Annotated in this window: 25 protein-coding genes and 1 tRNA gene; 9 read left to right on the forward strand and 17 right to left on the reverse strand. The window is 68.3% G+C overall.

Translation table 11 applies throughout. The annotated features are described in order from the left end of the window. Positions 1-104 precede the first annotated feature (104 nt). From ABDZ95_RS07660 to ABDZ95_RS07695, 8 genes are all read left to right on the forward strand, one after another. Positions 105-965: an AAA family ATPase gene (locus tag ABDZ95_RS07660; protein ID WP_343792349.1), complete on the forward strand. Its 861-nt coding sequence runs from the start codon at positions 105-107 to the stop codon at positions 963-965. 101 nt (positions 966-1,066) lie between these two features. After that, on the forward strand, positions 1,067-1,909 hold the full coding sequence (locus ABDZ95_RS07665) for a methyltransferase type 11 (RefSeq protein WP_343792351.1): 843 nt from the start codon (positions 1,067-1,069) through the stop codon (positions 1,907-1,909). Positions 1,910-2,028: 119 nt separating this feature from the next. Further along, entirely contained in the window at positions 2,029-2,622 is a 594-nt protein-coding gene (locus ABDZ95_RS07670) for a YfbR-like 5'-deoxynucleotidase (RefSeq protein WP_343792537.1), read from the forward strand. A 2-nt stretch (positions 2,623-2,624) separates the two neighbouring features. Then, positions 2,625-3,554, forward strand: coding sequence for an NUDIX hydrolase (locus ABDZ95_RS07675; RefSeq protein WP_343792353.1), 930 nt, complete (start codon positions 2,625-2,627; stop codon positions 3,552-3,554). Between the two features lie 84 nt (positions 3,555-3,638). After that, positions 3,639-3,728, forward strand: a tRNA-Ser gene (locus ABDZ95_RS07680). Between the two features lie 525 nt (positions 3,729-4,253). Next, positions 4,254-6,740, forward strand: a complete 2,487-nt coding sequence (locus ABDZ95_RS07685; protein ID WP_343792355.1) for a response regulator — start codon at positions 4,254-4,256, stop codon at positions 6,738-6,740. Beyond that, positions 6,740-7,123 carry a response regulator gene (locus ABDZ95_RS07690; RefSeq protein WP_343792357.1) on the forward strand — a complete coding sequence of 128 codons (384 nt, stop codon included), beginning with the start codon at positions 6,740-6,742 and terminating at the stop codon, positions 7,121-7,123. Before ABDZ95_RS07685 ends, ABDZ95_RS07690 begins: the two co-directional genes overlap by 1 nt. Continuing rightward, entirely contained in the window at positions 7,120-7,401 is a 282-nt protein-coding gene (locus ABDZ95_RS07695; RefSeq protein WP_343792359.1) for an Hpt domain-containing protein, read from the forward strand. Before ABDZ95_RS07690 ends, ABDZ95_RS07695 begins: the two co-directional genes overlap by 4 nt. Here ABDZ95_RS07695 and ABDZ95_RS07700 read toward each other — a convergent pair. From ABDZ95_RS07700 to ABDZ95_RS07720, 5 genes are all read right to left on the reverse strand, one after another. Further along, complete coding sequence (locus ABDZ95_RS07700) at positions 7,392-7,850, reverse strand: hypothetical protein (RefSeq protein ID WP_343792361.1); 459 nt, start codon at positions 7,848-7,850, stop codon at positions 7,392-7,394. The genes ABDZ95_RS07695 and ABDZ95_RS07700 overlap by 10 nt on opposite strands. Beyond that, the gene (locus tag ABDZ95_RS07705; protein ID WP_343792363.1) at positions 7,847-8,383 is read right to left on the reverse strand and encodes a hypothetical protein; all 537 of its coding nucleotides are present in this window, start codon (positions 8,381-8,383) and stop codon (positions 7,847-7,849) included. Before ABDZ95_RS07705 ends, ABDZ95_RS07700 begins: the two co-directional genes overlap by 4 nt. Beyond that, entirely contained in the window at positions 8,380-11,091 is a 2,712-nt protein-coding gene (locus ABDZ95_RS07710) for a hypothetical protein (protein ID WP_343792365.1), read from the reverse strand. Before ABDZ95_RS07710 ends, ABDZ95_RS07705 begins: the two co-directional genes overlap by 4 nt. Then, on the reverse strand, positions 11,088-11,906 hold the full coding sequence (locus ABDZ95_RS07715; RefSeq protein WP_343792367.1) for a fimbrial biogenesis chaperone: 819 nt from the start codon (positions 11,904-11,906) through the stop codon (positions 11,088-11,090). The genes ABDZ95_RS07710 and ABDZ95_RS07715 overlap by 4 nt, the downstream gene beginning before the upstream one ends. A gap of 115 nt (positions 11,907-12,021) precedes the next feature. After that, on the reverse strand, positions 12,022-12,552 hold the full coding sequence (locus tag ABDZ95_RS07720; protein ID WP_343792369.1) for a DUF4402 domain-containing protein: 531 nt from the start codon (positions 12,550-12,552) through the stop codon (positions 12,022-12,024). Positions 12,553-12,770: 218 nt separating this feature from the next. On the opposite strand from ABDZ95_RS07720, the gene ABDZ95_RS07725 reads away from it, so the two are divergent. Next, a complete protein-coding gene (locus tag ABDZ95_RS07725; protein WP_343792371.1) occupies positions 12,771-13,430 on the forward strand; it encodes a response regulator transcription factor in 660 nt (219 codons plus the stop codon). A gap of 3 nt (positions 13,431-13,433) precedes the next feature. On the opposite strand, the gene gspM is transcribed toward ABDZ95_RS07725, so the two are convergent. From gspM to ABDZ95_RS07785, 12 genes are all read right to left on the reverse strand, one after another. Then, positions 13,434-13,913, reverse strand: coding sequence for a type II secretion system protein GspM (gene gspM / locus ABDZ95_RS07730; protein ID WP_343792373.1), 480 nt, complete (start codon positions 13,911-13,913; stop codon positions 13,434-13,436). Next, positions 13,910-15,016: a type II secretion system protein GspL gene (gene gspL / locus ABDZ95_RS07735; RefSeq protein ID WP_343792375.1), complete on the reverse strand. Its 1,107-nt coding sequence runs from the start codon at positions 15,014-15,016 to the stop codon at positions 13,910-13,912. Before gspL ends, gspM begins: the two co-directional genes overlap by 4 nt. Continuing rightward, a complete protein-coding gene (gene gspK / locus ABDZ95_RS07740; RefSeq protein ID WP_343792377.1) occupies positions 15,013-15,996 on the reverse strand; it encodes a type II secretion system minor pseudopilin GspK in 984 nt (327 codons plus the stop codon). The genes gspL and gspK overlap by 4 nt, the downstream gene beginning before the upstream one ends. After that, positions 15,996-16,589 (reverse strand): type II secretion system minor pseudopilin GspJ, encoded by a 594-nt coding sequence (gene gspJ, locus ABDZ95_RS07745; RefSeq protein ID WP_343792379.1) that lies wholly within the window; start codon positions 16,587-16,589, stop codon positions 15,996-15,998. Before gspJ ends, gspK begins: the two co-directional genes overlap by 1 nt. After that, the gene (gspI, locus tag ABDZ95_RS07750; RefSeq protein WP_343792381.1) at positions 16,586-16,951 is read right to left on the reverse strand and encodes a type II secretion system minor pseudopilin GspI; all 366 of its coding nucleotides are present in this window, start codon (positions 16,949-16,951) and stop codon (positions 16,586-16,588) included. Before gspI ends, gspJ begins: the two co-directional genes overlap by 4 nt. Continuing rightward, the gene (locus ABDZ95_RS07755; protein WP_343792383.1) at positions 16,944-17,417 is read right to left on the reverse strand and encodes a GspH/FimT family pseudopilin; all 474 of its coding nucleotides are present in this window, start codon (positions 17,415-17,417) and stop codon (positions 16,944-16,946) included. The genes gspI and ABDZ95_RS07755 overlap by 8 nt, the downstream gene beginning before the upstream one ends. Further along, positions 17,386-17,874 carry a type II secretion system major pseudopilin GspG gene (gspG, locus tag ABDZ95_RS07760; protein WP_343792385.1) on the reverse strand — a complete coding sequence of 163 codons (489 nt, stop codon included), beginning with the start codon at positions 17,872-17,874 and terminating at the stop codon, positions 17,386-17,388. Before gspG ends, ABDZ95_RS07755 begins: the two co-directional genes overlap by 32 nt. An 11-nt stretch (positions 17,875-17,885) precedes the next feature. Next, the gene (gene gspF / locus ABDZ95_RS07765; RefSeq protein ID WP_343792387.1) at positions 17,886-19,100 is read right to left on the reverse strand and encodes a type II secretion system inner membrane protein GspF; all 1,215 of its coding nucleotides are present in this window, start codon (positions 19,098-19,100) and stop codon (positions 17,886-17,888) included. Beyond that, positions 19,100-20,608, reverse strand: coding sequence for a type II secretion system ATPase GspE (gspE, locus tag ABDZ95_RS07770; protein WP_343792389.1), 1,509 nt, complete (start codon positions 20,606-20,608; stop codon positions 19,100-19,102). Before gspE ends, gspF begins: the two co-directional genes overlap by 1 nt. A gap of 7 nt (positions 20,609-20,615) precedes the next feature. Further along, complete coding sequence (gene gspD / locus ABDZ95_RS07775; RefSeq protein WP_343792391.1) at positions 20,616-22,688, reverse strand: type II secretion system secretin GspD; 2,073 nt, start codon at positions 22,686-22,688, stop codon at positions 20,616-20,618. Further along, positions 22,688-23,560, reverse strand: a complete 873-nt coding sequence (locus ABDZ95_RS07780; RefSeq protein WP_343792394.1) for a type II secretion system protein N — start codon at positions 23,558-23,560, stop codon at positions 22,688-22,690. The genes gspD and ABDZ95_RS07780 overlap by 1 nt, the downstream gene beginning before the upstream one ends. A gap of 210 nt (positions 23,561-23,770) precedes the next feature. Next, positions 23,771-26,419, reverse strand: coding sequence for a TonB-dependent receptor domain-containing protein (locus ABDZ95_RS07785; protein WP_343792396.1), 2,649 nt, complete (start codon positions 26,417-26,419; stop codon positions 23,771-23,773). Positions 26,420-26,457 lie beyond the last annotated feature (38 nt).

Below are 26,457 nucleotides of genomic sequence, written 5' to 3' on the forward strand. Positions count from 1 at the left end.
GCTCGCGCGCCGGGCCGGAGGAGTCCGGCGTCGCGTACGAAACTGATCGTTGTTAACCCGGCCCGCCTTCGCTAGGCCTTGTCCAACACAGCGCCGGAAGTCCCATGTCCCGTTTCGAAGGCACCTCCAACTACATCGCCACCGACGATCTGAAGATCGCGGTGAACGCCTCGGTGGCGCTGGAGCGTCCGCTGCTGATCAAGGGCGAGCCCGGCACCGGAAAGACCGTGCTGGCCTATGAGATGGCCAAGGCGCTGAACGCGCCGCTGATCACCTGGCACATCAAGTCGACGACCAAGGCCCACAACGGCCTGTACGAGTACGACGCCGTCTCGCGCCTGCGCGACAGCCAGCTGGGCGAGGAGCGGGTCCACGACGTCCGCAACTATCTGAAGAAGGGCAAGCTGTGGGAGGCCTTCACCTCGCCTGTCCGCCCCGTCCTGCTGATCGACGAGATCGACAAGGCCGACATCGAGTTCCCGAACGACCTGCTGCAGGAACTCGACCGCATGGAGTTCTACGTTCAGGAGATCGACGAGACGATCCGCGCCGAGGTCCGCCCGGTCGTCGTCATCACCTCGAACAATGAGAAGGAGCTGCCCGACGCCTTCCTGCGCCGCTGCTTCTTCCACTACATCCGCTTCCCGGACGTCGAGACGATGAAGGACATCGTCGAGGTCCACTTCCCCGGCATCAAGCCGCGCCTGGCCTCCGAGGCGCTGAAGACCTTCTACGAGATCCGCGACACGCCGGGTCTGAAGAAGAAGCCTTCGACGTCCGAACTGCTGGACTGGCTGAAGCTGCTTCTGGTCGACGACGTCGATCCGGCCACCTTGCGCGAGACCTCGCCCAACAAGCTGATCCCGCCGCTGCATGGCGCCCTGCTGAAGAACGAGCAGGACGTGCACCTGTTCGAGCGTCTGGCCTTCCTCAACCGCCGCGATGGCGCCCGCCCCGGCGGCTGATGCCGCATTGCCGGTCGGTTTCCGTCATGCCCGTTACCGCGATTTCACTGGATTCGCCGGACGCAGGGCGCAGGATGAGAACGGATCAAGGATTGACCACCATGACTGCCCGCCTCGCCCTGACCGCCAGCATCTGCGCCCTCGTCGCCCTCACGGCGGCTTGCGACAACGACCGCTCGGTGCGCATTTCCTCGACCAGCACGTCGACCAGCGGCGACGGCAAGGGCGTGCTCAAGGTCGTCGACACGCTCCAGTGCCCGCAGACGCAGGGCGCCCTGACCCGCAAGGGCACAGCCACCGACGGCGGCCGGACCTGCACCTACACCGGCCCCAAGGGCGCCGAGGTCATCCTGACCCTCGTTTCGCTCGACAACCGCACCGTGCCCCAGACCCTGCGGACCTTCGAAGATCGCCTGAAGACCAGCCTGCCCCAAGCCGTCGCGGGCCTGCGCGCCAGCGCCTCCGCCAGTTCGACGACGGAAGTCCGCGCCAGCAGCGGCGCCTCCGGCGATACCGCCACCGTCCGCGCCCCTGGCGTCGCCGTCGACGCCAGCGACGACAAGGCCAGCGTGCGCCTGCCCGGCATGCGGATCGAGGCTGACGGCGACAACGCCTCGGTCCGGATCGGCGGCTTCCACATCGACGCAAATGACAGCTCGGGCTCGGTCGACATCAACGGCAGCGCCGGCGGCGAGGACGTCAGCGTCCAGGCCCGCGACAACTCCACCGAGGTCCGCGCCGTCTCGAGCGGCGAGGCCACCCGCGCCAGCTGGAGCCTCTCCGACAACCGTCCGTCGCCCGACGGCTGGCGTCTGGTCGGCTACGAGGCCCGCGGGCCCGTCGGCGGCCCTCTGGTCGTCGCCACGGTCCGCTCGCGTGACAACAATCGCGGCCGGGTCTTCGACGACGCCAAGGATCTGGTGACGCTCAACGTCGGGGAATAACCCGTCCGGCGCCCTTGATCCCGCGGTCCCGATGGGCCACCACGTCCGGCCACGTACTGGATACCGTCTTGGCCGCATCGTCCCGCTCCGATCCGAAAGCCCCGCGCGCCTGGCAGCGCATGCTGTCCGGCCGTCGCCTGGACCTGCTCGACCCATCACCCTTCGACATCGAGATCGAGGACATCGCCCACGGCCTGGCCCGCGTGGCCCGCTGGAACGGCCAGACCATTGGCGAGCACGCCTTCTCGGTCGCCCAGCACTCCTGCGTGGTCGAGGAGATCGCCGCCTACATCAAGCCGGGTCTGGAGCCGAAATGGCGTCTGGCCGCCCTGCTCCACGACGCGTCCGAGTACGTCATCGGCGACATGATCTCGCCGTTCAAATCGGCGCTGGGCGTCAACTACAAGGCCTTCGAGGCCCGGCTTGAGAGCGCCATCCACGTCCGCTTCGGCCTGCCGCCGAAGAACCCGGTCGCGATCAAGACCCTGATCAAGAAGGCCGACAAGGCCTGCGCCTACTTCGAGGCCACCCAGCTGGCCGGCTTCACGAAGAAGGAGTCGCTCGGCTTCTTTGGCGCGCCGCCCGCCGGCTACGACCTGGTCATCGATCCCCTGCCCGCCCCCATCGCCCAGCAACGCTATCTCGAGCGCTATCGGGTCCTGGCCGAGGCCGTGGGTCTGGTTCCCGCCCCCGACGCCTGGCACACCGAATAGCCATGGCCGAGCAGGGGGTTCGCATCGGCCTGTCGGCCGTGGTCATCACGCTCCGCGAAGGCCAGGCCTGCGCCCTGACGACCACCGCCGACGACGGCGCCTGCGCCCTGCCCTTCGGCCCCTTCGACCCCGCCCGGGATCGCACCTTCGAACTGGCCCTGCGCGCCTTCGTGACGGCCCAGACCGGCTTTCGCCTCGGCTTCGTCGAACAGCTCTACACCTTCGGCGACCTCGGCCGCGACAGCCCCCGCGCCACGCCGGGCCCCGACCGTCACCGCGAGGTTTCGGTCGGCTACCTCGCCCTGACCGGCGATACGGACGCCCCTTTGGCCGACGCCCGCTGGACGCCCCTGCTCGACGTCTTCCCTTGGGAGGACCGCCGCGACGGCGCCCCCGCCTGTCACGCCGAACTGGTCGAACGGCTCAAGGCGTGGGCCGCCGGCGACGCCCGTCGCCTCGGTCGCGTCGAAACCCTGTTCGCCACCGCCCCGGACGCACGCTGGAACGAGGGCCGGGTGCTGGAACGCTACGAGCTTCTCTACGAGGCCGGTCTGGTCTCCGAGGCCGCCCGCGACCAGGATCGAACACCGCCCGAAGGCGCGCCGGGCCTCGCCATGGCGTCGGATCACCGCCGCATCCTCGCCACGGGCCTTGGCCGCCTGCGCAGCAAGCTCCGCTACCGCCCGGTCCTGTTCGACCTGATGCCGCCGGCCTTCACCCTGTCCGAGCTCCAGTCCGCCGCAGAGGCCGTCGCCGGCCTGTCGGTGCACAAGCAGAACTTCCGTCGGGGCGTGGAACGAACCGGCCTGGTCGAGCCTACCGGCCGCATGTCCTCGGCCACCGGCGGCCGCCCTGCGGAGCTCTTCCGCGTCGTTCCGGGCGATCTCCACAGCGGCGAGGCGCTGGGCCTGCCCCTGCCTGCATTGCGATAGAAAATTTTCCGCACTCACCGCTTGCGGCGCACGTCTGCCCCGACTAGAGAAGCCGTCCGTTCGACCAAGACACAACGGCACCGCGGAGAGGTGGCAGAGTGGTTGAATGTACCGCACTCGAAATGCGGCGTGCCTTTACGGGTACCGGGGGTTCGAATCCCCCCCTCTCCGCCATTCGCCTTCGCTTCAGATCAGTGTCCCGCGATGGGACCCCACGATGAAGACGGCTTCATCGCAAACCCGCCGCCTTCGACGCTCGATCCCGACGATTGGTCGCAAACGCCATGCGTCGCGGAGCCGACGGCACTAGGCCATCGGTCTCTTCGAGGTCCGATATGCTGAATCCCGATTTTACTGATTTTAAGGTTGTACTCGGTCTGGCTGTGATCAAGTAAGTGTACGGTAACTAACTTTCACAGACGCAAAGTCCCGGACACACAGGGTTCTCGCCTGCGGGGTTCAATGTTCGGTGGATCCAGATTGTGGCCTTTTGTCATGTTTCTCGGATAGGTTATCATTGATCGGCTGACCCAACCTGCACATCGCAGCAAACTTCAACCTTTGGTTTGCGATGATTTCACAACGGGAATCGGCAAGAACGGACGTCCTTCTCCACCTCGCCAGCCCCGTTTCCTTGGCGGCTGATTAACTCACCGGGGCTACCGTGCATCGACGTCTTCAGGCCCGAACGGTTGCAGCATGCCAAAATCAAGAACCGGGATCGCGCGCACGCCCACTGCGATCGCCGTCTTCGCCGCAGCGGCGGTTCTGGCGGTCCTCGCGTTCACGGGCTTCGAGCTCACTCGCGAGCTTGAGCGGGGCAAGGTTTTGCGCGCAGAGGTCGAACGGTCTCACGAGACGAGGGCCCAGATCCTTCGCATCTTCTCGTTGCTGCAGGACGCCGAAACCGGCCAGCGCGGATATGTGATCACCGGCGATCGCCGGTTCCTCCAGCCCTATGCCGAGGCCGAGGCCCAACTGGCCGACCAGGTCGCCCAGCTTGAACGCCTGTACACGCTCCAGCACGAACCCACGGACGCCATCACTCGGCTGAAGGCCCTGATCGACCGCAAGCAGGCGACGCTGAGCGCGGCCATCGAGACGCGCGATACCGTTGGCCGCGATGCGGCGCTCGCATTCGTCGCCGCCGGCGCCGGCAAGGCGGCGATGGACGACATCCGGGTCGCGGTCGACACCATGGTTCGGCAGGAAGCCGACTCCCTCAGCGACCTGACGCGCCGGGCCGAGGCGAGGACTGCGATCACCGAGCGCATTGTCGGCGGCCTCTTCGTTCTGATGACGGTCAGCATGTTGCTGACCACCTTCCTGGTGTGGCGCTACATACGCACACGCCGCACCCTGCTGGATGCCGTCCAGGCGACGGCTGCACGCCAGACTGCGATCTTCGACAGCGCGATCGACGCCATCCTGACGCTGAACCCCAGCGGCAGCATCGAGACCCTGAATGCCGCGGCGACCCGTATGTTCGGCTGGGAGCCGGCGGAGCTGGAACGCCGCGACGTCTCCCTGCTGCTCGATCTCGCCGGCGACGGCGAAGCGGCCTTCCTGACGCGCCTGGGCTCCCGCCATGGTGCGATCGACGAAGGACTGGTGCGCGAACTGACGGCCAGGCGCCGCTCGGGCGAAAGCTTCCCCGTCGATGTGGCCCTCAGTTCGATGGAACTGCCGACCGGCACCCACATCGTCGCGGTCATCCGGGACATCTCCGAACGCCGACGCGTCGAGGAGATGAAGCAGCAGTTCGTCTCGACCGTCAGCCACGAGCTCCGCACGCCCCTGACCTCCATCGCCGGCTCGCTCGGCCTGCTGGCCGGCGGCGCGGCAGGCGAGCTGGGCGACAAGGCCGGCCGCCTGATCGGCATCGCCCAGGCCAACAGCCAGCGTCTGGTCCGTCTGATCAACGACATCCTAGACATCGAGAAGGCCGAGTCCGGTCAGATGACCCTGGACATGTCCGAGCTGGACCTTCGCCAGATAGCAGAGCGCTCCATCGACAGCGTCCGGGGCTTCGCCGACGGTCTGGGGGTCTCCCTCACCCTTCAGGAGGGGCCGATCGCCCAGGTGCGCGGTGACGAGGACCGCCTGATCCAGGTGGTGGTGAATCTCCTGTCCAACGCGGCCAAGTTCTCGCCCACCGGCGGGGCGGTCTCGATTTCCGTCCAGCCCGAGACCCGCATCGCCCGCCTCAGCGTCAGCGATCAGGGCCCCGGAATTCCTGACGAGTTCCGCTCGCGCATCTTTTCCAAGTTCGCCCAGGCCGACTCGTCCGACACCCGCGCCAAGTCCGGCACAGGCCTTGGCCTCGCCATCGCCCGCGAGATCGCCGAACGGCATGGCGGCCGTCTCTGGTTCGAGTCGGCTGCGGGAGAAGGCGCGACCTTCCACCTCGACCTGCCGCTGTCGCTCGAGACCACAGTCGAAACCACGACCGAGCGGCCGCGCCTGCTGATCGTCGAGGACGACCCCGACGCCGCCGAGATCCTGCGTGCCATGCTGGATCAGGACGGGTTCACCGCCGACGTCGTCCCGACGGCCCGGGAGGCGCTGACCGCCGTGCGCGACAACGGCTACGACGCCGTTCTGGTCGATCTGCAGCTCCCGGACGCCAACGGCATCGGTCTGATCCGCGCCCTGCGCGCCCAAGCCGCGACCCGCGACATCCCTGTGGTGGTCGTCTCCGCCGACATCGCCCGCGGTCTGGCCCGTGGCCGCTCGCTGGAGGTCGTCGACTGGCTCGAGAAGCCGTTCGACCAGACGCGCCTGCGCTCCGCGGTCACCGGGATCCTTCAACGGCTGGAGACCAGGCGTCCGACGATCCTGCATGTCGACGACGACGTGGACATCCTGAGCGTCACCGCTTCCGCCCTCGCCGGCGCCGCCGACATCATCCCTGCGACATCGTTGTCGGAGGCTCGCCAGAAGCTGGCGGACATCCATCCCGACCTCGTCATCCTCGACCTTGGTCTGCCGGACGGGTCGGGGCTAGAGCTGCTATCCGACCTTGAGGACGAGACCGGCAAGACCACCCCGGTCGTGGTCTACTCCGCCCAGGAGATGGATGCGGCCCTTGGCCACAAGGTCGAGGCCGTGCTTGTCAAATCGCGCACCTCGCTGGCCAATCTGGCCCGAACCGTTCGCCGCCTGACCCAGAAGAGAGTGCCCTGATGCCGTTGAACCTGCTGCACGTCGACGACGAAGCCGACATCCGCGAGGTCGCGGCCTTCTCGCTGGAGCTCGATCCGGACATCGCCCTGACCAGCCTGCCCTCGGGCGAGGAAGCGCTGGAGCGTCTGCACGGCGGCATGCGCCCGGACGTCATCCTGCTGGACGTGATGATGCCGAAACTCGACGGCCCCGGTGTGCTGAAACAGTTGCGCGGGATTTCAGGGCTGGAGCAGACCCCGGTCATCTTCATGACCGCGCGGGTCCAGGCCAGCGAGCGCGATCAGTATCTGGAGCTCGGCGCCATTGGCGTGATCACCAAGCCGTTCGACCCCATGTCCCTCGCCGGCCAGATTCGCGACCTGATGAGCGGCGCAAGGGTGTGAGCACCGATCCTCTCCATGCACTGAAAGTCGCCTTCCGCACGCGGATGCAGGGCGATGCCGACGCGCTGGAGGCGGCTACGGCCAATGCTCCGGACTGGAAGCAGATCGAAATGCTGGTGCACGGGCTCGCCGGATCAGCCGGCATTTTCGGAGAGGCGGATGTCGGGACGTCCGCCCGCGCGTTGGACGAGGCGTTCGGCGAGAAGCGCCGCCCTTCACTCGAACAGGTGCAGACCCTGATCGCGCTGGTCCGCACACGGACCGCCGATCACTCGTAGTCGATGCTCAGAGGCAGGGACGCGACCTCCTCCGTCGATTGGCCCGGCCGCAGGCGCAGGCGGCCCATGACTCGCAGCATGTCCCGGCCGTAGGGATCGAGGTGGGAAACCCGGGACACGGTGATGTCGCCCGTATTGGAGCTCCAGATCGTCAGATCCTCGATGACCGAAAGGTCCTGATCGTCGAGCGAACGCGGCACCCGGATCCGGTAGACCCGACCCGGATCGCCCGTGATCTGGATCATGGCCGGCGCATCGGCGAGGTTCTCGGTGGAGACCGACAGGCCTACTTCGCCGGACACGACGTCGATCCGCATGGGACGCACGGTCGCAACGCTGAGGCTGCGCTGGATCGACAGCGTCGCGCCACCATCCGCGCTCTGGGCTTGGGCGATTCCGCCGAGACAGGCTGCGGCCGACGCCGCAAGGATCAGGAGAGCGCGCTTCATGTGACGAACTGGACGGTGACAAGATAATCGTAGGTGTCTGTCCCGCTGGCGGCATTGGCGGCCAGCAGCACATTCATGCCGAGCTTGAAGGTGGCGGAGCCGTACCAGCCCAGCGGGTTCAGGTCGAACTGCAGGCTGGCGGACTCGGCCGGCGCCGAGCCTGTCCGATAAGTCGTTCCACTTAGCGACCCGACGCGCAGCCGGCTGATCTCTGCAGGTCCGGATCCGCTTACCGGCGTGATCGTTACGCGTACGTATCGCTGATAACAGACGCTGGCGAAGCTGTTGCAGGTCATGGTGATCGTCGGCGTGGTGACCGAGGAACTGCTGATCCGTATCGCATTGCCCGAGGCGCGGGTGACCACGCCGTCAGAGGTGATCTGGAAGGTCGTGGCGCTGCTGCCCCGGATTGTATTGCCGAGCACCGGCGCGGTGGCGGGCGAGCGGCTGACGGCCAGCTGGGCATGCGCCACGCCGGGCTGGAGCGTCGTCAGGAACAGCGCCGCGCCGGCGCAGGCAAGCCAACGGATCATCGGGCCGCCTCCTGATCAAAGGTCACCTCGACCGCGCCCGCGCGCACGAAGCCGCCCGTCGCCGGCACCCGGACCTGCACCGGCGTCACCATCCGGATGTTCAGCGTCCGCGCCTGCTCAGGATCCAGTCGCACCGTGTAAACGCCCGGCCGGACGTCCTCGAAGAAGATCACGCCCGCGTGGTCGCTGCGCCCCGCGATAGGCGCGCCGCCGTTCTCAGGAACCAGCTCGACGCCCATCGCCGCCAGCGCGCGGGTGGACCCGTCGGCGCGGCGCAGGCGGCCGGTCAACTCGACCTCGGCGCTGCGCTGCATCGGATAATCGATCACCGCCAGCCCGCCCGGCCGCGGCACGAACTCCCGCACCGGAGCGCCCGCCACAAGGAATGGATCGTCGACGTTGCCGGGGTCCAGCCTCACGCGAGCCGAAGCGGAATCGCCGAGGCCGACAGCCAGCGCCTGACCATCGGCATCGGTGGTGACCGGACCGCTTGGGGTTTCCGCGACGATGCCGCCGACGCCCGGCTCGTCCGGCTGCCTCAGACCGTCGCCGTTCTCGTCGATCCATGCGTTCACCGCGACGGCGCCGCCCGCGGCCGGACCGGGGCGGGTGACATGATAGCGGCGATCAAACGGATCGAAACTCAGGCCGAACCCGAGCTGAAGGCCGATGCGCCACTCCTGCGCCTCGGTCTCGTAGGATGCGTTCACCGCCAGATCGAACCGCGGGGCCCGCCAGAGGTTTGACGCCTGCAGGCTGGTCTCCCCCTGCGGACCCAGCGCCTTGATGACGCCGAAACGCAGCGCATTGGTGTCGGATACCTGCCAGTCGGCCGTCGCATAGGCGGTCTCCAGACGCGCGTCCGGCGACAGCTCGTAGGACACGCCCCCGCGCAGTTGCAGACGGCTCGACACCAGGGTCGCCACATCGCTGGCGCCCAGCCAGCGCTGGCGGCTCACCGCTCCACCGCGCTCGTCCTCCAGCGCAACACTGCTCGACGCATAGAAGCGACCGACCGGGGCCGAGGCGCGCAGCTCTCCGTTGACCACCCGCTCGCCATTGACCCGCTCAAGCCGGCGCAGGTTCAGCGAAACCGGCACGCCCGAGCCGCCCGGCAATCCGACCTGACCGTCCAGACGCAGATCGCTGGCCCGGTCCAACGCCGCCTGGCTGGACACACCGAGCTGACGCGTCTCGTCGATGAAGCCGCCGCTGTATTCGGAATGCCGGCCGAGGATCGAGACGCCGAACGGGCGGGCGGCCAGACCCAAGGTTGCCCCTTGCCCGCCCACGTCGTCGCGCGCCGCGTCCAGTTGCGCAGCGATCGGCCCGATCGAGGCCCGCAGCCCCAGCATCCCCACCGAACGCGCTTCCGAACCTTCGGGCGTGAACCGCGCAACGCCTGCGGCGAGGGTCAGCGCCGACGAGACGCCATACTCCGCCATCGCCACCAGCCGGGCCTCGCCCGTCGAGTTCGCCAGCGAGCGCTCGCCGACATCGAAGACGGTCAACCCCTGCTCTACCGCGCCCAGACGCAACCGGAACTGTCCCGCTTCAACCTGACCGGCCCCGAAGTTGATACGCCGCACGACCTCGCGGGTCTGACCCTGCGAACCGTAGAAGACGAGACGGATGGTGTTCAGCCCGAACGCCAGCGGCACATCCAGGAACTCGTAGCGCCCCTGAACCGGCGAGGTCTGGGCCGCCTGCAGCACCTCGTTGACGTAGAGCTCGACTTCCTCGCCCAGCGCCAGCTCGCCCCGCAGATTCAGCGGCGTGGCAAGGTCAACATTCTCGAGCGGCGCGGAGGTGTAGAAAACGCCTCGCCCGCCGAACCCCGCGGCGCCAATCGGCATGGACGGCGTGAAGACATCGCCCAGACCGGCGCGTGTGCCGCCGAGAGCGCCCAAGGCGTGACCACGGGGGTCCTTGCGGCTCAACATCACCCGAACGTCGCTGATATCGCCGTCGTCGTTGGAGCCGACATAGCCCTCGAACCCCGCCCAGAGGAGGTCGCCGGCGGCGCGGATGTCGTATCGACTGGCCTGGTTGACGCCGTCCCGCGTCAGCTGGCCGCCCACGTTGACGTCAAAGGCCGGTGGACTGAAGAGACGGTACGGCGTCGCCACGCGGACACCGGCCGCGTCGTCGGGCCGCATACCGGCCTGCGCGAGCCGCCGGGCCCGCGCCTCGCGTTGCTGGAACGGCAGGGGTTCCGTCGCCGTCAGCTCCATGAACTGGGCGGCGGTGTCGGCGCGCAGACGCACCGGCAGCAGTTGCTCAAGCAGATCGAGACGGACGTAAAGGTCGTCGGCGTAGATCGCGGCCTGGTCGGCGGTGAAGGTGATCCTGCGGCCCGGCAGGGTCGCGGTGCGGCTGTTCAGGTCGACAGTCAGTTGGCGATCCGGCGCCAGCACCCAGCCCTCGGCCCGACGCTGGGCCGGGAACACGCCGATGGCGAGGTCCAGCAGGCGCGCGAACTCTCCCAGCGGCACGAACACGCCCGACCGGGACGAATAGACGTTCATCGTGTCGGTCAGCTGGACGTCGCCAGCCTTCAGCTCCATCCAGAGCAGGTCATCGGCGCCGAACGGCGGCGTGTTGACGGAGGCCTGGGTCGGATCGGTGCGGTTCGTCTGGGCGGCCGCCGGCAAGGCGCACATCGTGGCCGCAACGACAGCAAAGGTGGCCGACCAGACGGAGCTCACGGCGCGACGAGCGTCGCCGTCGCCAGGATCTCGCCCGGGTTGGCGTCGTCGTCACGATAGACCAGCGTCACGGCCTGACCGGCGGTCAGGGTGGCCGGCAGGGCCGTCACGACGGTGCGACGCTCGATTTCGGGATAGACGGCGATGCCGCGCACGGCAGCCACAAGGGGGGCGTCCGGAGTCGAGCCGGCGCGGATCTCGAGGTCGCCATAGACCGAGTTCGCGCCCTGACGCAGCAGGTCGAGAGAAACAAGCTGGCCGCCTTCCTCACGACGGACGGCGACATTCTCGATAGTCGCACGGGCATCGGCGGCGCTGTCGCGGACGATCACGGGAATACTGACGCTGAACAGGGCCACGACCTGTACGGCCACCTCGTCGGCGCCCGGCTGGGCGGCTTGCTCGACGGTGAAGCCGGCCGTCTCGGACGGCAGGGCGGTGACGGTCAGGTGGGTGCGGTGCTCGCCGCCATCGCCCGGACGGGCACGCACGCGAATGGCCTGGCTCTCGCGCGGCTGCAGGGTGATCCGACGCGGCGTGTACTGGACCAGATCGGAAGCCGAGGCGACCGTCATGTCGGCATGATCGCTGGCGGCGACGATCTGGCCGTCCGCCAGCATGATGCGGTCGACCAGCTCGACCGAATAGGTCGCCTGCTGGTCGCCCTGGTTGAAGATATAGACCGTGGCGGTCCGCTCACCCGGACCGAACACCACGCGCTTGGGCGAGATGTTCAGGTCGGCGCCGACTTGCGCGCCCGCGGTTCCGGCCAGCGAAAGGAAGACGAGAACCGGGAGAAGAAAACGGGCGAGCATGGCGTTCATCCATCGAAGGGGTCGACGGGCACGATAGGCGCGCTTGCCTATCCGACCGTTAAACCCTTTCGAGTGGACCGGGTCGTGGTGCACCGGAAACATCGGTGCGGATCGCTCAGTTGTAGGCGGCGGAAACCGTGAAGGTCCCGCTGTAGGTGCCGGTCGGCGAGGTCGAGGCGACGGGCACGCTGCCGCCGACGCGGAAGCTCAGCGAACCGGCCGAACCCAGCGAGTTGCTCAGGGTCTGCGTCGCGGCCGAACCCGACAGGTTGTTCGAGGTCGTCACCGTCAGGGTGTCCGAGCCGTTGGCGATCGAGAAGGTCGACGGGATGGTGACCGAGATCGACTGGCCGCCTTCACCGTCGACGGTGAATTGGGCGGCTTGCGGGGTGTCGCCCGAGCTCAGGCCGACAACACCACCGGCGACCGAGCGAGCGCCGGCGGCCGAGACGGTCACGGTGCCCGAACCGGTCGACGGGCGGACGACGGTGCCGAACTTCAGGTCGGCGTTCTTGGTGATGGTCAGCGGGCGGATCACGGTGATCGAACCCGTACCCGTGGTCTGGGCCGAGGACTGGGCCATCGCCGGAGCGGCGATAGCGACGGTGACCAGGGCGGCGGCGGCGGCGATCGACTTGATGAACATGGCGGGTCTCCAACGGGGGGATGTGTTTTCGTTGGCGTCCAAATCATCCCGATCGCCGGCCAGGTCCACAAGCGGGCCCTCTAAAAAGACCAGAATCGAACCAAAGTTATACCTCTCAGGCGTAATTCCTGCCTCTCACCTGTCCTGTGAGTTGCAGGCGATCAACGGCCGCTTAACGTTGGCTGTGCAATCTGCCCGTGTGGCGAGGTGCTGGCCACGTGTCGAAAGGTATTGCGCGCGTGCGCTGGATTGTTCTGATCGTCGACGACCACCCGCTTGTGGGGCAGGCTTTCGAGCTGTCGATCCGGGCTGCCTATCCGCACCTCGATGTCGGTCGGGTCACCAGCGCCGCCGAAGCCGACGACTACGCCAAGCGCTACGGCTCGCGCATCAAGCTGGTCATGCTGGACCTGATGTTGCCGGACGCAGAGGGCTTCAGCGCCCTGCTCCGCCTGCAACATCTGCTGCCCGACGCCTCCATCGCCATCGTCTCCGCCCGCACGGACGCGCACTCGATTTCAATGGCGCGCGCCTTCGGCGTGCACGCCTATCTGTCGAAATCCGACCCGGTCGAGAAGCTGGTCAACGCCGTCGGCGCGGTCATGCGTGGAGAAACCCTGTTCCCGGAAGAGGCGAAAGCCGATCCGGTCGCCGTGGACTTCCACCGCAGGCTCTCCAGCCTGTCTGGCGCCCAGATGCGGGTCATGCGCGCGCTGGTCGACGGTAAGCTGAACAAGCAGATCGCCGGCGAGATGAACCTCACCGAAGGCACGGTGAAGCAGCACGTCTCGGCCATCCTGCGCAAACTCGAGGTCAACAACCGCAGCCAGGCGATCCTTGCCGCGGCTCCGGTCCTCCGAAACGATCAGGTCGGCTAGACCTCAGAAGGCGCCCTCGACCTGAAGGGTCGCGTCCGCATTCTCCGTCACGCCCAGACTGCTGACCTCGATGCCGTTTGTGGTCTTCAGGCCGGCCAGCCAACCGAACAGCGCGCCGCTGCTCACGCTGGGGATGCGGAAGCCCAGACGGCCGGACGCATCCATGCCCAGCGTCAACTCCAGCCCCGCCGCCTCGGCCGACTGACGCACGATCGGCTCCAGCCCCTGCGCATCGGCGGTCTGCGCCCCGCCCTGCCCGCTGCTGGCGCTCAACGTACGCAAGTCCGCCTGAACCGCCGTCAGATCGGCCTGCGCCGAGGCCCGGCGCTCGGCCGCCCGCTCGCGCCACGCAAGCGCCGGGCTGACGACGAGGAACCAGACCAGCACGGCGGTCAGCAGGCCGGTCATGATCAGCAGCATCCGGCGCTCGCGCGCCGTCCTGCCCTCCCACCACTGGCGGGCGGTCCCGACGAAGTCGTTCATGACAGGCCTCCGATGGTGATGTCGCTGACGACCCGGCCACCCTCGTCGGCCGTACCGGTCTCGTTCATGGCCATGCCGGCGTTCGCCAGGGCGCTGCGGATGCTGTCCATGTCGCCATAGGCCGGATGGGTCAGGGTGGCCTTCACCCCCTCCCCCGGATCGGCGATAAGAATGTCCAGCTCTGCGCCCTCGACGCCCTCCAGCGCCGTGTACAGGGCCGCGGCTGCGGCTACGGCTCCGCCCGGCGGCGGCGCGATATTGGCCCGGGCGCGCAGGGCCGAGACCGGGTCGGGTGTCGCGGCCAGCTCCGGATCGGCGGCGACGATCATTTCGCGCGCCTGCTTCTGCATATGGCTGGCGGCCAGATCGTCCCGCGCGGCGGCGGCCAGGATCAGCACCAGCGGCGACAGGACCACCGTCGCCGCCAGAGCCGCCGTCCGTTTCCAGCTGCCGACGGCCTTCGCCGCCTTCGGCGCATCGGCTAGCAGATTGATCGCGGGCGCCCGCGCCGCGGCGATCAGCTGGCGCTCCAGCTCCGCCGGGTCCTCCAGCGGCCGGACCTCACGCGCGCCGGCGACCAGATCGACCAGATCCGGTTGCACCGTCACTGCGAACCGCCGTCCACGCAGCGCCACCGCCTCGCCGAAGGCCGCGGCGATCAGGACATCGTCCTCGTCGGGCTCGGGCAGGGTCATCACATCCGGCAGGATCACGTCCGCCTCGACGCCCAGCGCCTCCAGATAGTCGACCCAGGCGGTCAGTAGCGACCGGCTGACCACCGCCGCCAGCCGCGGCTCGCCCGCCACGCCCGGCGCGCCGACCACAGTCGACAGGCGATCCGGCTCGCCTGCAACCATATCGCGCATGGCCCAAGCGGCAGCCGCCCGCAGTTGGGCGCCCCCGCCGGCCGGCAAGTCGAGCCCGCGAAGGCCGACGTCCGCGCCCGGCACGACCGCCACCGTCCGTATCGCCTCGCCGCGCACGGCCGGCGTTTCGATCGACAAGCTGCCGCGCTCCAGCACGAAGCCGTCGCCGGACACGACCAGATAGGGCGCCGGCGCGCTGGCCAGGCCGGGCAGGAGGATCAGGCGGATGGGCTTCATTCTTCGGGTATCCAGCGCTGGGTAACGGTGCGCGTCCGGTCGCCCGGCGGCGCGTAAAGAAGGGCGGTGCGGACCGCCCGCACGCCGCCGTACTCGACGTCGACGCGAAGGTTGAAATAGCGGGTCAGGACGGTGACCTGTTCGCGCGCCTCGACCGTCACATCGACGGTGCTCAGCGACGGTTCGGACCAGAAGACGGTCGGATCGGCCCAGCCGCCGCGCGGCCTCCGCTCCAGCACGCTCTTGGCGTTGATAGGGTTCACCTGCCCGTTGGTCAGCATCGTCAGCAACGGCGCCTGGTCGGGCCGCAAGGTATTGATGTTTATGGGCGACAATCGCGTCGTCGGCAGGGCGCAGACCCAAGGGCGCAGACGGTTGTAGAGCTCCGCGTCCATGCCCTTGATCGCCCGCAGTTCGCTGACCTCGGACAGCATGACGCCGCCGGTGCGATAGGGCGTCGACAGGCCCGCATAGGCCCCGTCCTCGGCGCCCAGCGGCCGGGTCTCCTCGTCGACGTCCAGCCAGTCGACCAGCGCATCGGCCACGGCCCGCATCCGGCTCTCCGGCGCGCCCACAGCCCGTCCCAGCGCCATGAATTGCGCTACGCCGACGGGGCGATAGAGCAGGTCCTCGCCGATGCCCTGCACCACGCTGTTCAGGTTGAAACAGGCCTGCCCGTCGGTCACCACCGCGCTAATCACCCCGTCGTCGATGGGGAAGGTCATGCGCCGGCCGTTCCACTCGGGCTCCAGCGGCGTCTTCGCGCCGTCGGCCTCCAGCAGGCGTGTGATCTGACGCCGCGCCAGCATTTCGGCGCCCGAAGCGTACCACTGGGCCTGCGCCTGCCCCTCGGCATTGGTCGTGCGCCGCACCGAGAAGCGCACATCGTCCAGAATGGCGACGGCCACGACCGACATCACCGCCACCAGCAGCAGCACGGTCAGCAGGGCCATGCCCTCGCGATCGGGACGACGCGCCATCAGACGCCCCCGCCGATCAGGAACAGCTGGTCCAGCTCGCCATAGCCCTCCAGCGTCATCCGCAGACGCACCGCGTCAGGCAAGGGCCTTTCAGGCGTGGTGGTGAAGGCCGGCGCTTCGCTGCCGTCCTTCAGGAAGGTCACGGTCACGTCGCGCACGCCGCGATACAGCACCTGCGGCGGGCCGGGCCGGCTGCCGTCCAGATAGGGCATGGCCTGCCGCACCAGCCGGTCCTCGACCAGCCGGTACTCGACCCGCTGCAGCGACGGCCGCGCCCGGTCTCCGGGATTGCTCCAGCCCGCGCGCGTCAGGGTCAGCAACGGATCGCCCGCCTGTTCAATCGTCGTCATGGGCCGCGGCATGGGGCGGCCCGTCGGCCCGCGGGACCGGCGCGGCGAGGCCTGCCCGATGTCGGCGCGCAGCAGCCCGCGCATCCTCTGCAGATCCGCCGTCCGGTCCGTGGCCGCCTTCACCGCGAACCGGTTGTCGATCGACTGGCTCAGCACCGCCGCGCCCGCCGCCGCGATCAGGGCGAAGATCATCAGCGAGACCAGAACCTCGACCAGGGTGAAGCCTTCGCGCGCCGCCCTCACGACAGCCGCTCCCGGAACAGGCTGCGCTCGGCCGCCTGCCCCTCGTCGCTCGACACCCGGATATCCACCCGCACCAGATCCGGATCCTCGGTCGCCACTACCGACCGGGTCCAGCGCCATTGCCGCCCGCCCATCGGCGTCTCGCCCGACGTCTGCCCCTCGGCCAGACGGGGCGTCACCGCCGCCTGCACGGCCAGATTCTCGGCCACGATGCCGCCCAGCGTCCGGTCCTCGACCCTCGCGGCCGAGCGGATGTTCTCGCCCGACAGGTTCAGCAGGGCCAGCGCCGCCAGGCTGAACACCGCCAGCGCGACCAGCAGCTCGATCAGGGTGAAGCCCTCGCGGGCGGCGCGATCAGTCATGGACCGACACCTCGCCCGCCGCGTCCACGTCGATGCGCGCTCTGCGCCCCTCGCGGGACAGGGAAACGGTCCCGACCTCGGCCGCGCCGGTCGGGTCGAAGGTCAGGCGCAGGGGATCGTCCGCCAGTTGCGCCCGCGCGCCCTCGGACCAGGTCTCCGGCCGGAACGGCCCGTCGTTCAGCGGTCGCCACTCGACGCCGTCGAAAGCCGCGAAGCCGTAGCCGACGGACGTCACGTCCACGGCCACGGCCTGATTGGTCAGTATCGCCTCTTCCCGCGCCCGTTGCAGGCGCGCGGCGAAGCGTTCGGCGTCCTCGCCGATCGAGGGCCGCGGGTCGGGCATGGACAGCACCACCGCCCCCGCCGCCAGCCCGATGATCGCCACCGTCAGCAGCAGTTCGACGAGGGTGAAGCCCGCGCGGCGTTTCGCTGGATCAGGACTGCCAGTTGCCGAGGTCGGCGTCATCGCCCTCGCCCCCTTCCCGGCCGTCCGCTCCGAAGGAGAAGACATCGAACTGGCCGCCGTGCCGGCTGGCGCGACGATACTGGTAGGGATTACCCCACGGATCTTCCGGCAGGCGACGGACATAGCCGCCCTGACGATAGCGCTCGGGACGGGTCAGGCCCGACGGCGCGGCGACCAGCGCCTGCAGCCCCTGCTGGTCGTCGGGGAAAGTCAGGTTGTCGAGGCGATAGGTCTCCAGCGCCTGCTCCAGCACGGAGATATCCGCCCGCGCCTTGCCCACCATGGCCCGGTCCTGGCTGGGCAGGACGTTGATGGCCACCACAGTCGCCAGCAGGCCGATGATCACGATCACGACCATCAGTTCAACGAGGGTGAAGCCGGCGCGCTGCGACCGACGGGCGCGGGCCGTTCTCAGGCAGCGGGCAACCGCATTGCGAGCATTAGAACCAACAAACATCACGAGCTCCGTCACCCCAGCGCGAGGGTGTTGATCTGAAGAATGGGCAGAAGGATCGACAGCACGATGATCGCCACGATCCCGCCCATCAGGACGATGATCGCCGGCTCCAACAGGCTCAGCATCACGGCGGTGAAGGTGGAGAACTCGCGCTCCAGATAGTCGGCGGCGCGCTCCAGCATGGGCTCCAGTCGGCCGCTGGATTCGCCCGAGGCGGTCATGTGCACGAGGATCGGCGGGAAGACGTCGGCGCGGCGCATGGCGGCGGACAGGCCTCCACCCTCGCGCACCGCATCGGCCATCAGCACCGTCGCCGCGCGCAAGGCTTGGTTCGACACGGTGCGGGCCGTGATGGTCAGGCCTTCCAGCACCGGCAGGCCGGCGGCGATCATGGTCGACAGGGTCCGGGCCATCCGCGCGCCGTGCAGGTCCCGCGTCAGGCGACCCACGACCGGCAGTTTCAGGATCGCCGCATCGACCTTCAGCCGGATCGACGGCTTGCGCAGTGCGACCACGCTGACGAGGCCCAGCAGCACCAGCATCACGGCGAACAGCCAGCCCCAGTCGCGCAGCAGGTCCGATACCCCGATCACCAGCCGCGTCAGTAGCGGCAGGGTCTGGTTCATGCTGTCGAACTGGTCGACGACCTTGGGCACCACGAACATCATCAGGGCGGTGATGACGCCCAGCGCCACGACCGCCAGCACCGCCGGATAGACCAGCGCCGTGATCACCTTGCCGCGCACCACCTGGTCCCGCGCCAGCCCGTCGGCCAGACGCTCGAGGATCGGCGCCAGCGCCCCCGAGGCCTCGCCCGCCGCGACCATCGCCCGGTAGAGCGGCGGAAACGCCTGCCCCTGCAGGCTCATGGCGTCCGACAGCCGACGCCCCTCCATGACCCCGGCGTGGACGCCCTCCAGCACATTGCGCACCGCCGGCCGCTCGGCCTGCAGGGCGATGGCGCGCAACGCTTCCTCAAGCGGCGCCACCGTCACCAGCGTCGCCAGTTGGCGCGTCGTCAGGGCCAGGGTCCGCGAATCCAGCTTGCCGCCCCTGGCCGCCGTTCTCGTCTTCGCGCCGCTGACCGAACGGCCGACCGACAGCTCCAACGGCATCAGCTTCTTCTTGCCCAGCAGGGCGCGCGCCGTGGCCTCGTCCACGGCCGTCAGCGTGCCGGTCACTGTCCGGCCGCCCGCGTCCGCCGCGACATAATCGAAGACGGCCATCAGCCTGTGGCCTTCATCTCGACGGGTTCGCCGTCACCCGTGCCCTGACGGGTCACGCGCATGGCTTCCTCGACCGAAGTCACGCCATCCAGCACCAGCCCCCGCGCGCGGTCAGCCAGCAGGCCGCCCTTCTCGAACGCCACGGCCGCGATCGCCTCCTCGCCGGCCTCGCTGGCGATCAGGCGACGCACGCGGTCATCGATGCGGATCATCTCGTACAGGCCCGCGCGACCGACGTAGCCCGTCTGGTTGCAGTGGGGGCAGCCCTGCGGCCGCCAGATCGTCTGGCCGGTCTTGATCCCCACCAGCTTCGCCGTCGCCTTGTCGGCGGCTTCGGGCTTGCGGCACTCATGGCACAGGCGGCGCACCAGCCGCTGGGCCACCACGAGACGCAGGGTCGAGGCCAGCAGGAAGGGCTCAACGCCCATGTCGCGCAGACGTGTCACTGCACCGACCGCGTCGTTGGTGTGCACCGTCGACAGCACCAGATGGCCCGTCAGCGCGGCCTGCACGGCGATGCTGGCGGTTTCCGTGTCCCGGATCTCACCGACCATGACCACGTCCGGGTCCTGACGCAGAATGGCGCGCAGACCGGCGGCGAAGGTCATGCCGACCTTGGCATTCACCTGCGTCTGGCCGACACCCTCGACCGCATACTCGACCGGATCCTCGACCGTCAGGATGTTGCGCGTGGCGTCGTTCAGCATGGACAGACCGGCGTACAGCGACGTCGTCTTGCCCGAGCCCGTCGGGCCGGTGACCAGAATGATGCCGTTGGGCTCGCGCAGGGCGGCGGCGAACACCTCCAGCCCCTCGTCGCTCATGCCCAACTGGCCAAGGGTCAGGTCGGCCTGATCCTTGTCGAGGATCCGCAGCACCACCCGCTCGCCCGCTCGCGCCGGCAGGGTCGAGACACGCACGTCCAGCGTCTTGCCGCCCAGCGCCAGCGAGATCCGCCCATCCTGCGGCACCCGCTTCTCGGCGATGTCGAGCCGCGCCATGACCTTGATCCGCGACACCAGCAGCGGCGTGATCCGCGGGCTCAGCGACAGGGCCTCGCGCAGCACGCCATCGACGCGCATCCGCACCGTCAGGGCAGTCTCATACGGCTCCAGGTGGATGTCCGACGCCCCGGCGCGCACGGCCTCGGCGATCACTCCATTGATCAGGCGGATGACCGGCGCATCGTCGGCCGTGTCCAGCAGGTCCGCGGCCTCGGGAATATCGTCGATCAGGCTGTCCAGCCCCGACGGCATGCCCAGATCGTCGCCGTCGGCGGCGCTCAGCGGATCGCCAGCATAGACCTGCGACAGGCGACGGTCGAAGGCGGCCTGATCCAGCGTCTCGATCCGCAGCGGGCGGCCCAGCGCCCGGCGGGTCTCGACCAGGCTCATCGGATCGGCCCCGGCGCGCACGCCGACCACCGCCACCTCGCCCAGATCCAGCACGAGCACGCCGTGCCGCTTGGCGAAGCCGTAGGGCAGCGTCGGATTGATGAGCGTGATCATCGTCGGCTCAGCCCTGCGGCGTGATCGTCACGTCGCCGGGCGCGGCCTGAACCGGCGCCACGGGCGGATAGCTGCGCATGTAGTCGCGGATCATCTCGTCCAGCGCGGGTTCGACGCCCGGTGTGGCCCGCAGTTGCGCATCCCGCATGTAGCCCCAGCGATCGGCGGCCAGTTCCTGCGAGTCGGCGCGGGTGCGCACGACGGTCGGGCGGATGAAGACCATCAGATTGGTCCGGCCGCGCTGGCGACTGGTCGAGCGGAACAGGGCGCCGATGCCCGGAAGGTCGCCGAGGCCCGGCACCTTGTCGATGCGCAGCTGGTCGTTCTGGTCCAGCAGACCGCCGGCCACGGCGATGTCGCCGTCGTCCACGACCAGCGTGGTTTCCAGCTCGCGCTTGTTCAGCACAAGGTCGCTGGAGGAGTTGGTCAACACGCCGTTGATGCTGGACACCTCCTGGCGCAGGTTCAGCGTGATCGAGCCGCCGGCGTTGATCTGCGGCCGCACGATCAGCTTCACGCCGATGTCCTGCCGCTGGGTGGTGCGGAACGGATTGGAGTTGCCGTCCAGCAGGGTCTCGCCGGTCGTGATCGGCACTTCCTGTCCGACCAGGATGGTGGCTTCCTCGTTGTCCAGCGTCATCAGCGACGGCGTCTGCAGCAGGTTCGAACCCTGATCGTTGCGCGCAGCGTTGATGATGAAGCCGAACAGACCGTTGCCGATCCGGCCGCCACCGCCGCCCACGAAACCATTGGCGCCCAGCAGGGTGTTCAGGGCCAGATTCTGAAGCTGCTCGCGAAGCGGATCATCCTCGTCCAGCTGCCCCGCCGCCGCGCCGCCGGCGATCGGCAGCAAGGGCGTTGAGCTGTCGGAATAGTTGGTCAGGCCGATCGGATTGCCGTTCTCGCCCGCCAGCAGCCACTGAACGCCCAGCTCGCGCACGGCGTTGTCGCTCAGCTCGACCACGATGGCCTCGATCAGCACCTGCTGTCGGCGCTGGTCCAGACGACGGATCACTTCGCCGAGACGACGCTGGGTGTCAGCCGAGGCGGCGATCACCAGAGCGTTCGCACCGGGGAAGCGAGCGATGGTCGCGCGTTGGCCCGGCTGGGGTCCACCCGGCGTGCTGATCACAGCCGCGGCCGGCGCGGCAGTCGCGGTGTCAGCCGCAGCTCCCGTGCTCGACCCTAGCGGCGCGCTTGCCGTCACGGGGGTCGGCTGCTGTCCGACGATCTGCTGCAGCACCGGCAGAAGCTGCTCGGCGTTGGCGTGCTCGAGGAAGACCACCTGCACGTCGTCCGCGGCCGAGGCCCGGCGATCGAGGTCCTCGACCAGCGGACGCACGCGCGCGACAGCCGCCGGATCGCCACGCAGGACGATGGAATTGGAGCTCTCGACCGGCGTCACCGACACCATCCCCTGCCCCGGCTGCCCGCCCGGCGGGGCCAGAACGGCGCGCAGCACTTCGGCGATCTCGCGCGCCGAGGAGTTCTGCAGCGTCACCACGTCGAACGAGGCCCGGTCCACGTCGATCCGGCCGACCAGAGCGCGGATGCGGCTCATGTTGTCGGCGAAGTCCGCGACCACAACGCTGTTGGCGCCCGGATTGGCCAGCACCTGCCCCTGTGCGCCTACCAGCGGGCGGATGGTCTCGGCGGCTGATGTCGCGTCGATATAGCGAAGCTGGAAGACCTCGGTCGAGAACCGTTCGGCGCCGACCGTGGCCGGTCCCTGCGCTGCGCCCTGCGCCGGGCTGATGCGATAGGCGCCCGACGGCGTTGCGGTCACGACCAGACCGTTGGCCCGCAGCGTCGACAGGAAGACCTCGAACGTCTGGGCGCGGGTCAGGGCGCGATCGCTGGTCACGGTCACTGTCCCCGTTACCGCCGGATCGACGATGAAGGTGCGGCCGGTCGAGCGGGCCACGTCCTGGATGAAGGCGCGGATGTCGGCGCCCTGCACGTTCAGCGTCTGGCGTTCGGTCGACTGGGCCATGGCCGGCGCGGCCGCCAGCGGCCCCTGCGCGGCGAGAACGGCGGTCAGGACGGCGCAGGCGGCGCCCTTGAACACACGGCGGCTCATCAGCGAGTCCTTATGGTGGTGGTCTGGACCTGTCCGTCCCGCTCGAAGCGGATCTCGGCGCTGGTCGCATTGGAAAGCTGGCCGCGAAGGCCGGCGATGCTCTGGGGGCTGTTCAGTTCGGTTCCGTTGACGGCCAAAATCACGTCGCCTGACCGCAGGCCGGCGGCCTGAAGGGCAGCGCCGTCGCCGGACGCGTTGACCGTGAAGCCGTTGATGCCCAGCCCGCGCATGCGCGGACGGAGGGAAGCCTGCCCCATCAGGGTCGCAGGATCGACGACTTGCCCCGACTGGGCCGGAGCCGGCGCCGGCGGAGCGACGGGTGGCGGGGTCGGCATGATGGTCACCTCGCCGGCCGGTGGCGGCGGTGGAGCCGCGGCCCCCATCGGGGTCTCCGCGAAGATCAGGCGAGAGACGGAGCCGCCGCGCGACAGGGTGACGTGGTCGGCAGCCACCGACTGGAGGATCAAACCCGGCTCGACTTCCTCGCCGACACCGACCGAAACCTGGCGGCCGTCCGCCAGTCCGATGATGGCCGAGCCGCCGCCTGCAACGCCGGCGCGCACGCCGTACAGCCGCATCTGGCTGGAGCCCGCGGCGGTTGCTTCGGCATAGCTGCTCTGCGCGCCGGTTCGGAAGAAGGCGTCGAAGCGCTGGAAGATGGAATAGTCGGGCGCGTTCGCCGTCCGGGCCGCGGCAGCCGGGGATGCAGCCTCCGCCGGGGCGAAAACGATCCAGCCCAGACGCCCTGCCTGCACGGCGAGGACGGCGACAAGAACGACTTCGAGCGCCAGTCGAAGACGACGGGGACGGCTCCCCGCATCGCCGACGAGCTCCGCGGCCCGTTCGCTCCACTGACGGATGACGCCGATCACGATGTTTGCCCGAACAAGCCCCGACGGCTCTCCCGCGTGTCTAACCAATCGTCCGGGTTCGGGCTTCACGGCGGAGTGACGGGCGGGAGAACTGTATATGACAAAACGTCCGACACCGGAGGATGTCGGACGTTCGCTGTAGTTTGTCTTTCCCGTTCAGAAAAGAAGAAACGGGATGACGATCATCTCGCCACCCCGTTCTGTAACTTATCAGAAACGAGTCGTGAGGCTCGCCGAGAAACTCGTTCCGATATTGTAATTATTTATCAGAATCTTGTTTCCGAGCTCCTGATATTCGTCGAAGTCCGTACCCAGCAGATTTCTGGCTTCCAGCGCGATGCCGAACTCCTTGCCCAACATGTCGAAGTCCTGACGATACACGAAGTCGAGGAAGACACCTGGCTCCTGGATGTAGTCAGGCTCGCGCGAACCGGCCTGACCGGCGCCGCGGGCGGTGATCCGCTCGCTGACGTAGTTCATGATCAGCGTCGCCTGCGACCGGTTGGTGTCGTCTTCCCAGCCCAGTTGCAGGTTGGCGACGTGCTCCGACTGCCCCTGCAGGCGGCTGCCGTCCTGGATGAAGAACGACGCCGGCGAAGGCGCGCCGCCGCCGGACAGGTCCAGCACCGTATCGTTGGCGCCGACCTGAACTTCCGAGTCCGACCAGGTGTAGTTCGCCTGCACCAGCCACCGCTTGTTGGCGATGAAGTCCATGCCCGCGTCCGGGAACTCCCAGTACTTCTTGACCTCGAACTCGACGCCCATGATGCGCGCCTGCGGGGCGTTGACGTAGGATTGCTGACGGTCACCGGTCGAGGCGGCGGCGATCACCGACTCCACCGGCTTGTCCAGGTCCTTGAAGAACAGACCGGCGGTCACATACTGCTGGCGGGCGAAGAACCACTCCCAGCGGGCATCGAGGTTCAGGATCTCGGTATCCACCAGGTACGGGTTGCCGATGAAGGTCCGGTTGGACTCCTGATCGGTGTAGGCCTGCGGAGCCAGTTCGCGGAACTGCGGACGGCCGATGGTCTGCGAGGCGCCGAAGCGCAGTTGCATGTCCTCGGCGAAGTTCCACGTCGCCGTGAACGACGGCAGCCAGTACTGCTCTTCCAGCTTCGTGGACGCGAAGACCGGAGCGCCGCCGAACAGGTCGCGCGGGGTCACCGTCTGTTCGCCGTCCTCATAGCGAACGCCGATCGAGGTGCGGACCAGCGGAATGATCTCGGCGTCGACCATCGCATAGACGGCGTTGACCTGCAGGTTGGCGTCATAGGCGCTGGCGCCGTTGGTGCCGGCTATTTCGCGCAGTTCCAGGGTCGTCGGATTGATGTTGAAGTCCGACGTCAGGAAGTCGATCCGCGACGCGCGCTGCTCGTCCGTCAGTGCGTTGACGGCATAGAACTGCAGGTCGCGACGCTCGGCCTCGCGATTGTTGTCGAACGAGGCGACGCCAAGGCTGAACACGGCCTCGCGGCTGCCCGAAAGCGGCATCGTGTAGTGGACGTCCGCGCCGCCCGACAGGATGTCGTCATCCAGATCCGAGAACGAGATCAGGTTGCCCTGGATGTTGTGGATGAAGTCGCCCGCACCATTCACCCCGTACTGGAAGCGCGTCTCGTAGGGCGCGTCGCGCGTGGTCTTGGCGTATCCGACGCGCCAGTCGAACTCGAGCGCGCCATCGGCGAAGAAGTGCTCGCCGGCCAGTTGGGTCGAGAAGAGCTGACGCACGAACCACTCGGTGTAGTCGTTGCGGATGATCGAACCGCCGGCGTCGAAGTCCGGCCCGGCTTCCGAGCGGGCTTCCTTGGTCGTGTTGCGAACGTAGAGGTTGGTCCACTTCACCTCGTGATCCGGCACCGCGTAGGAGATGCCCGTCAGCAGGTTCAGCTGGACGTCGTTCTGGTTCGAGTTGGTCTCGTAGCTGGTAACCGGCACCAGTTCGGCGCCCTGGAACTGGCCCTGCTGCTGAACACCGATGCGCTGGCGCCAGTTGTTGTTGTAACCGGCGACGAAGATCAGGCCGAGCGTGCCGTCACCGGCTTCCGACGACAGGCCTCCCGAGACCTTCACGCCCCAGTCGGCGGGGATGTCGTCGAACTGCAGCAGACGCAGCGGCGCGTTGACCAGTTGATGGCCGATGCGGGCGAGGGCTTGCTCGGTGTAGTTGGCGCGGTTCAGCTGGCGGCCCGAGGCGAACGCGGCCTGCAGCAGTTCCGGCACATCGCGCGTGCCGTTGTCGAAGCCGGTCCAGTCGGTGCGCGAGCCATAGTAGGTCAGGCCCTTCTCGCCGATGTTCTCGGTGTTGCCGCCGACCGAGGCCTCCATGCTGAAGAACGGCTCGCTCGGCGCGTCGATCGTCTGCAGATCGATGATGCCGCCGCCGAACTCGCCCGGATAGTTGGCCGAGTAGCTCTTCTGGACGGTCACGCCCGACAGGATGCTCGACGGGAACAGGTCCAACGGAACCACACGCTGCATCGGTTCGGGGCTGGGCAGCGGCGAACCGTTGAGCATCGCCGAGGAATAGCGCTCGCCCAGACCGCGCACATAGACGAAGCGGCCTTCGACCACCGACAGGCCGGTCACGCGGGCCAGGGCGCCTGCGGCGTCGCTGTCGCCCGTGCGTTGCAGGTCTTCGGCTGTCAGGAACGCGGCGACTTCCGAGCTCTCGCGATTGGGCTGCGGGATGTAGCGGCCGAGAACGACCACCTCGCCCAGTTCGTTGACTTGCTCCTCCGGCTGCGCCTGCTCGGCGGGGGTCTGCTGGATCGGGGCGGTTTGAGCGAAAGCGGCCGGCGCGATCATCGCGCTGGTGGCCAGCAGGACCCCGCTCAGGGTCAGGGAGAGCGTCTTCATGTCAAGGCCTTGGAAGATGAGTGCACCGGAAGGGCGAA

It is taken from the genome of Brevundimonas kwangchunensis (genome assembly GCF_039523815.1).
GTDB classification, from domain to species: Bacteria; Pseudomonadota; Alphaproteobacteria; order Caulobacterales; family Caulobacteraceae; genus Brevundimonas; species Brevundimonas kwangchunensis.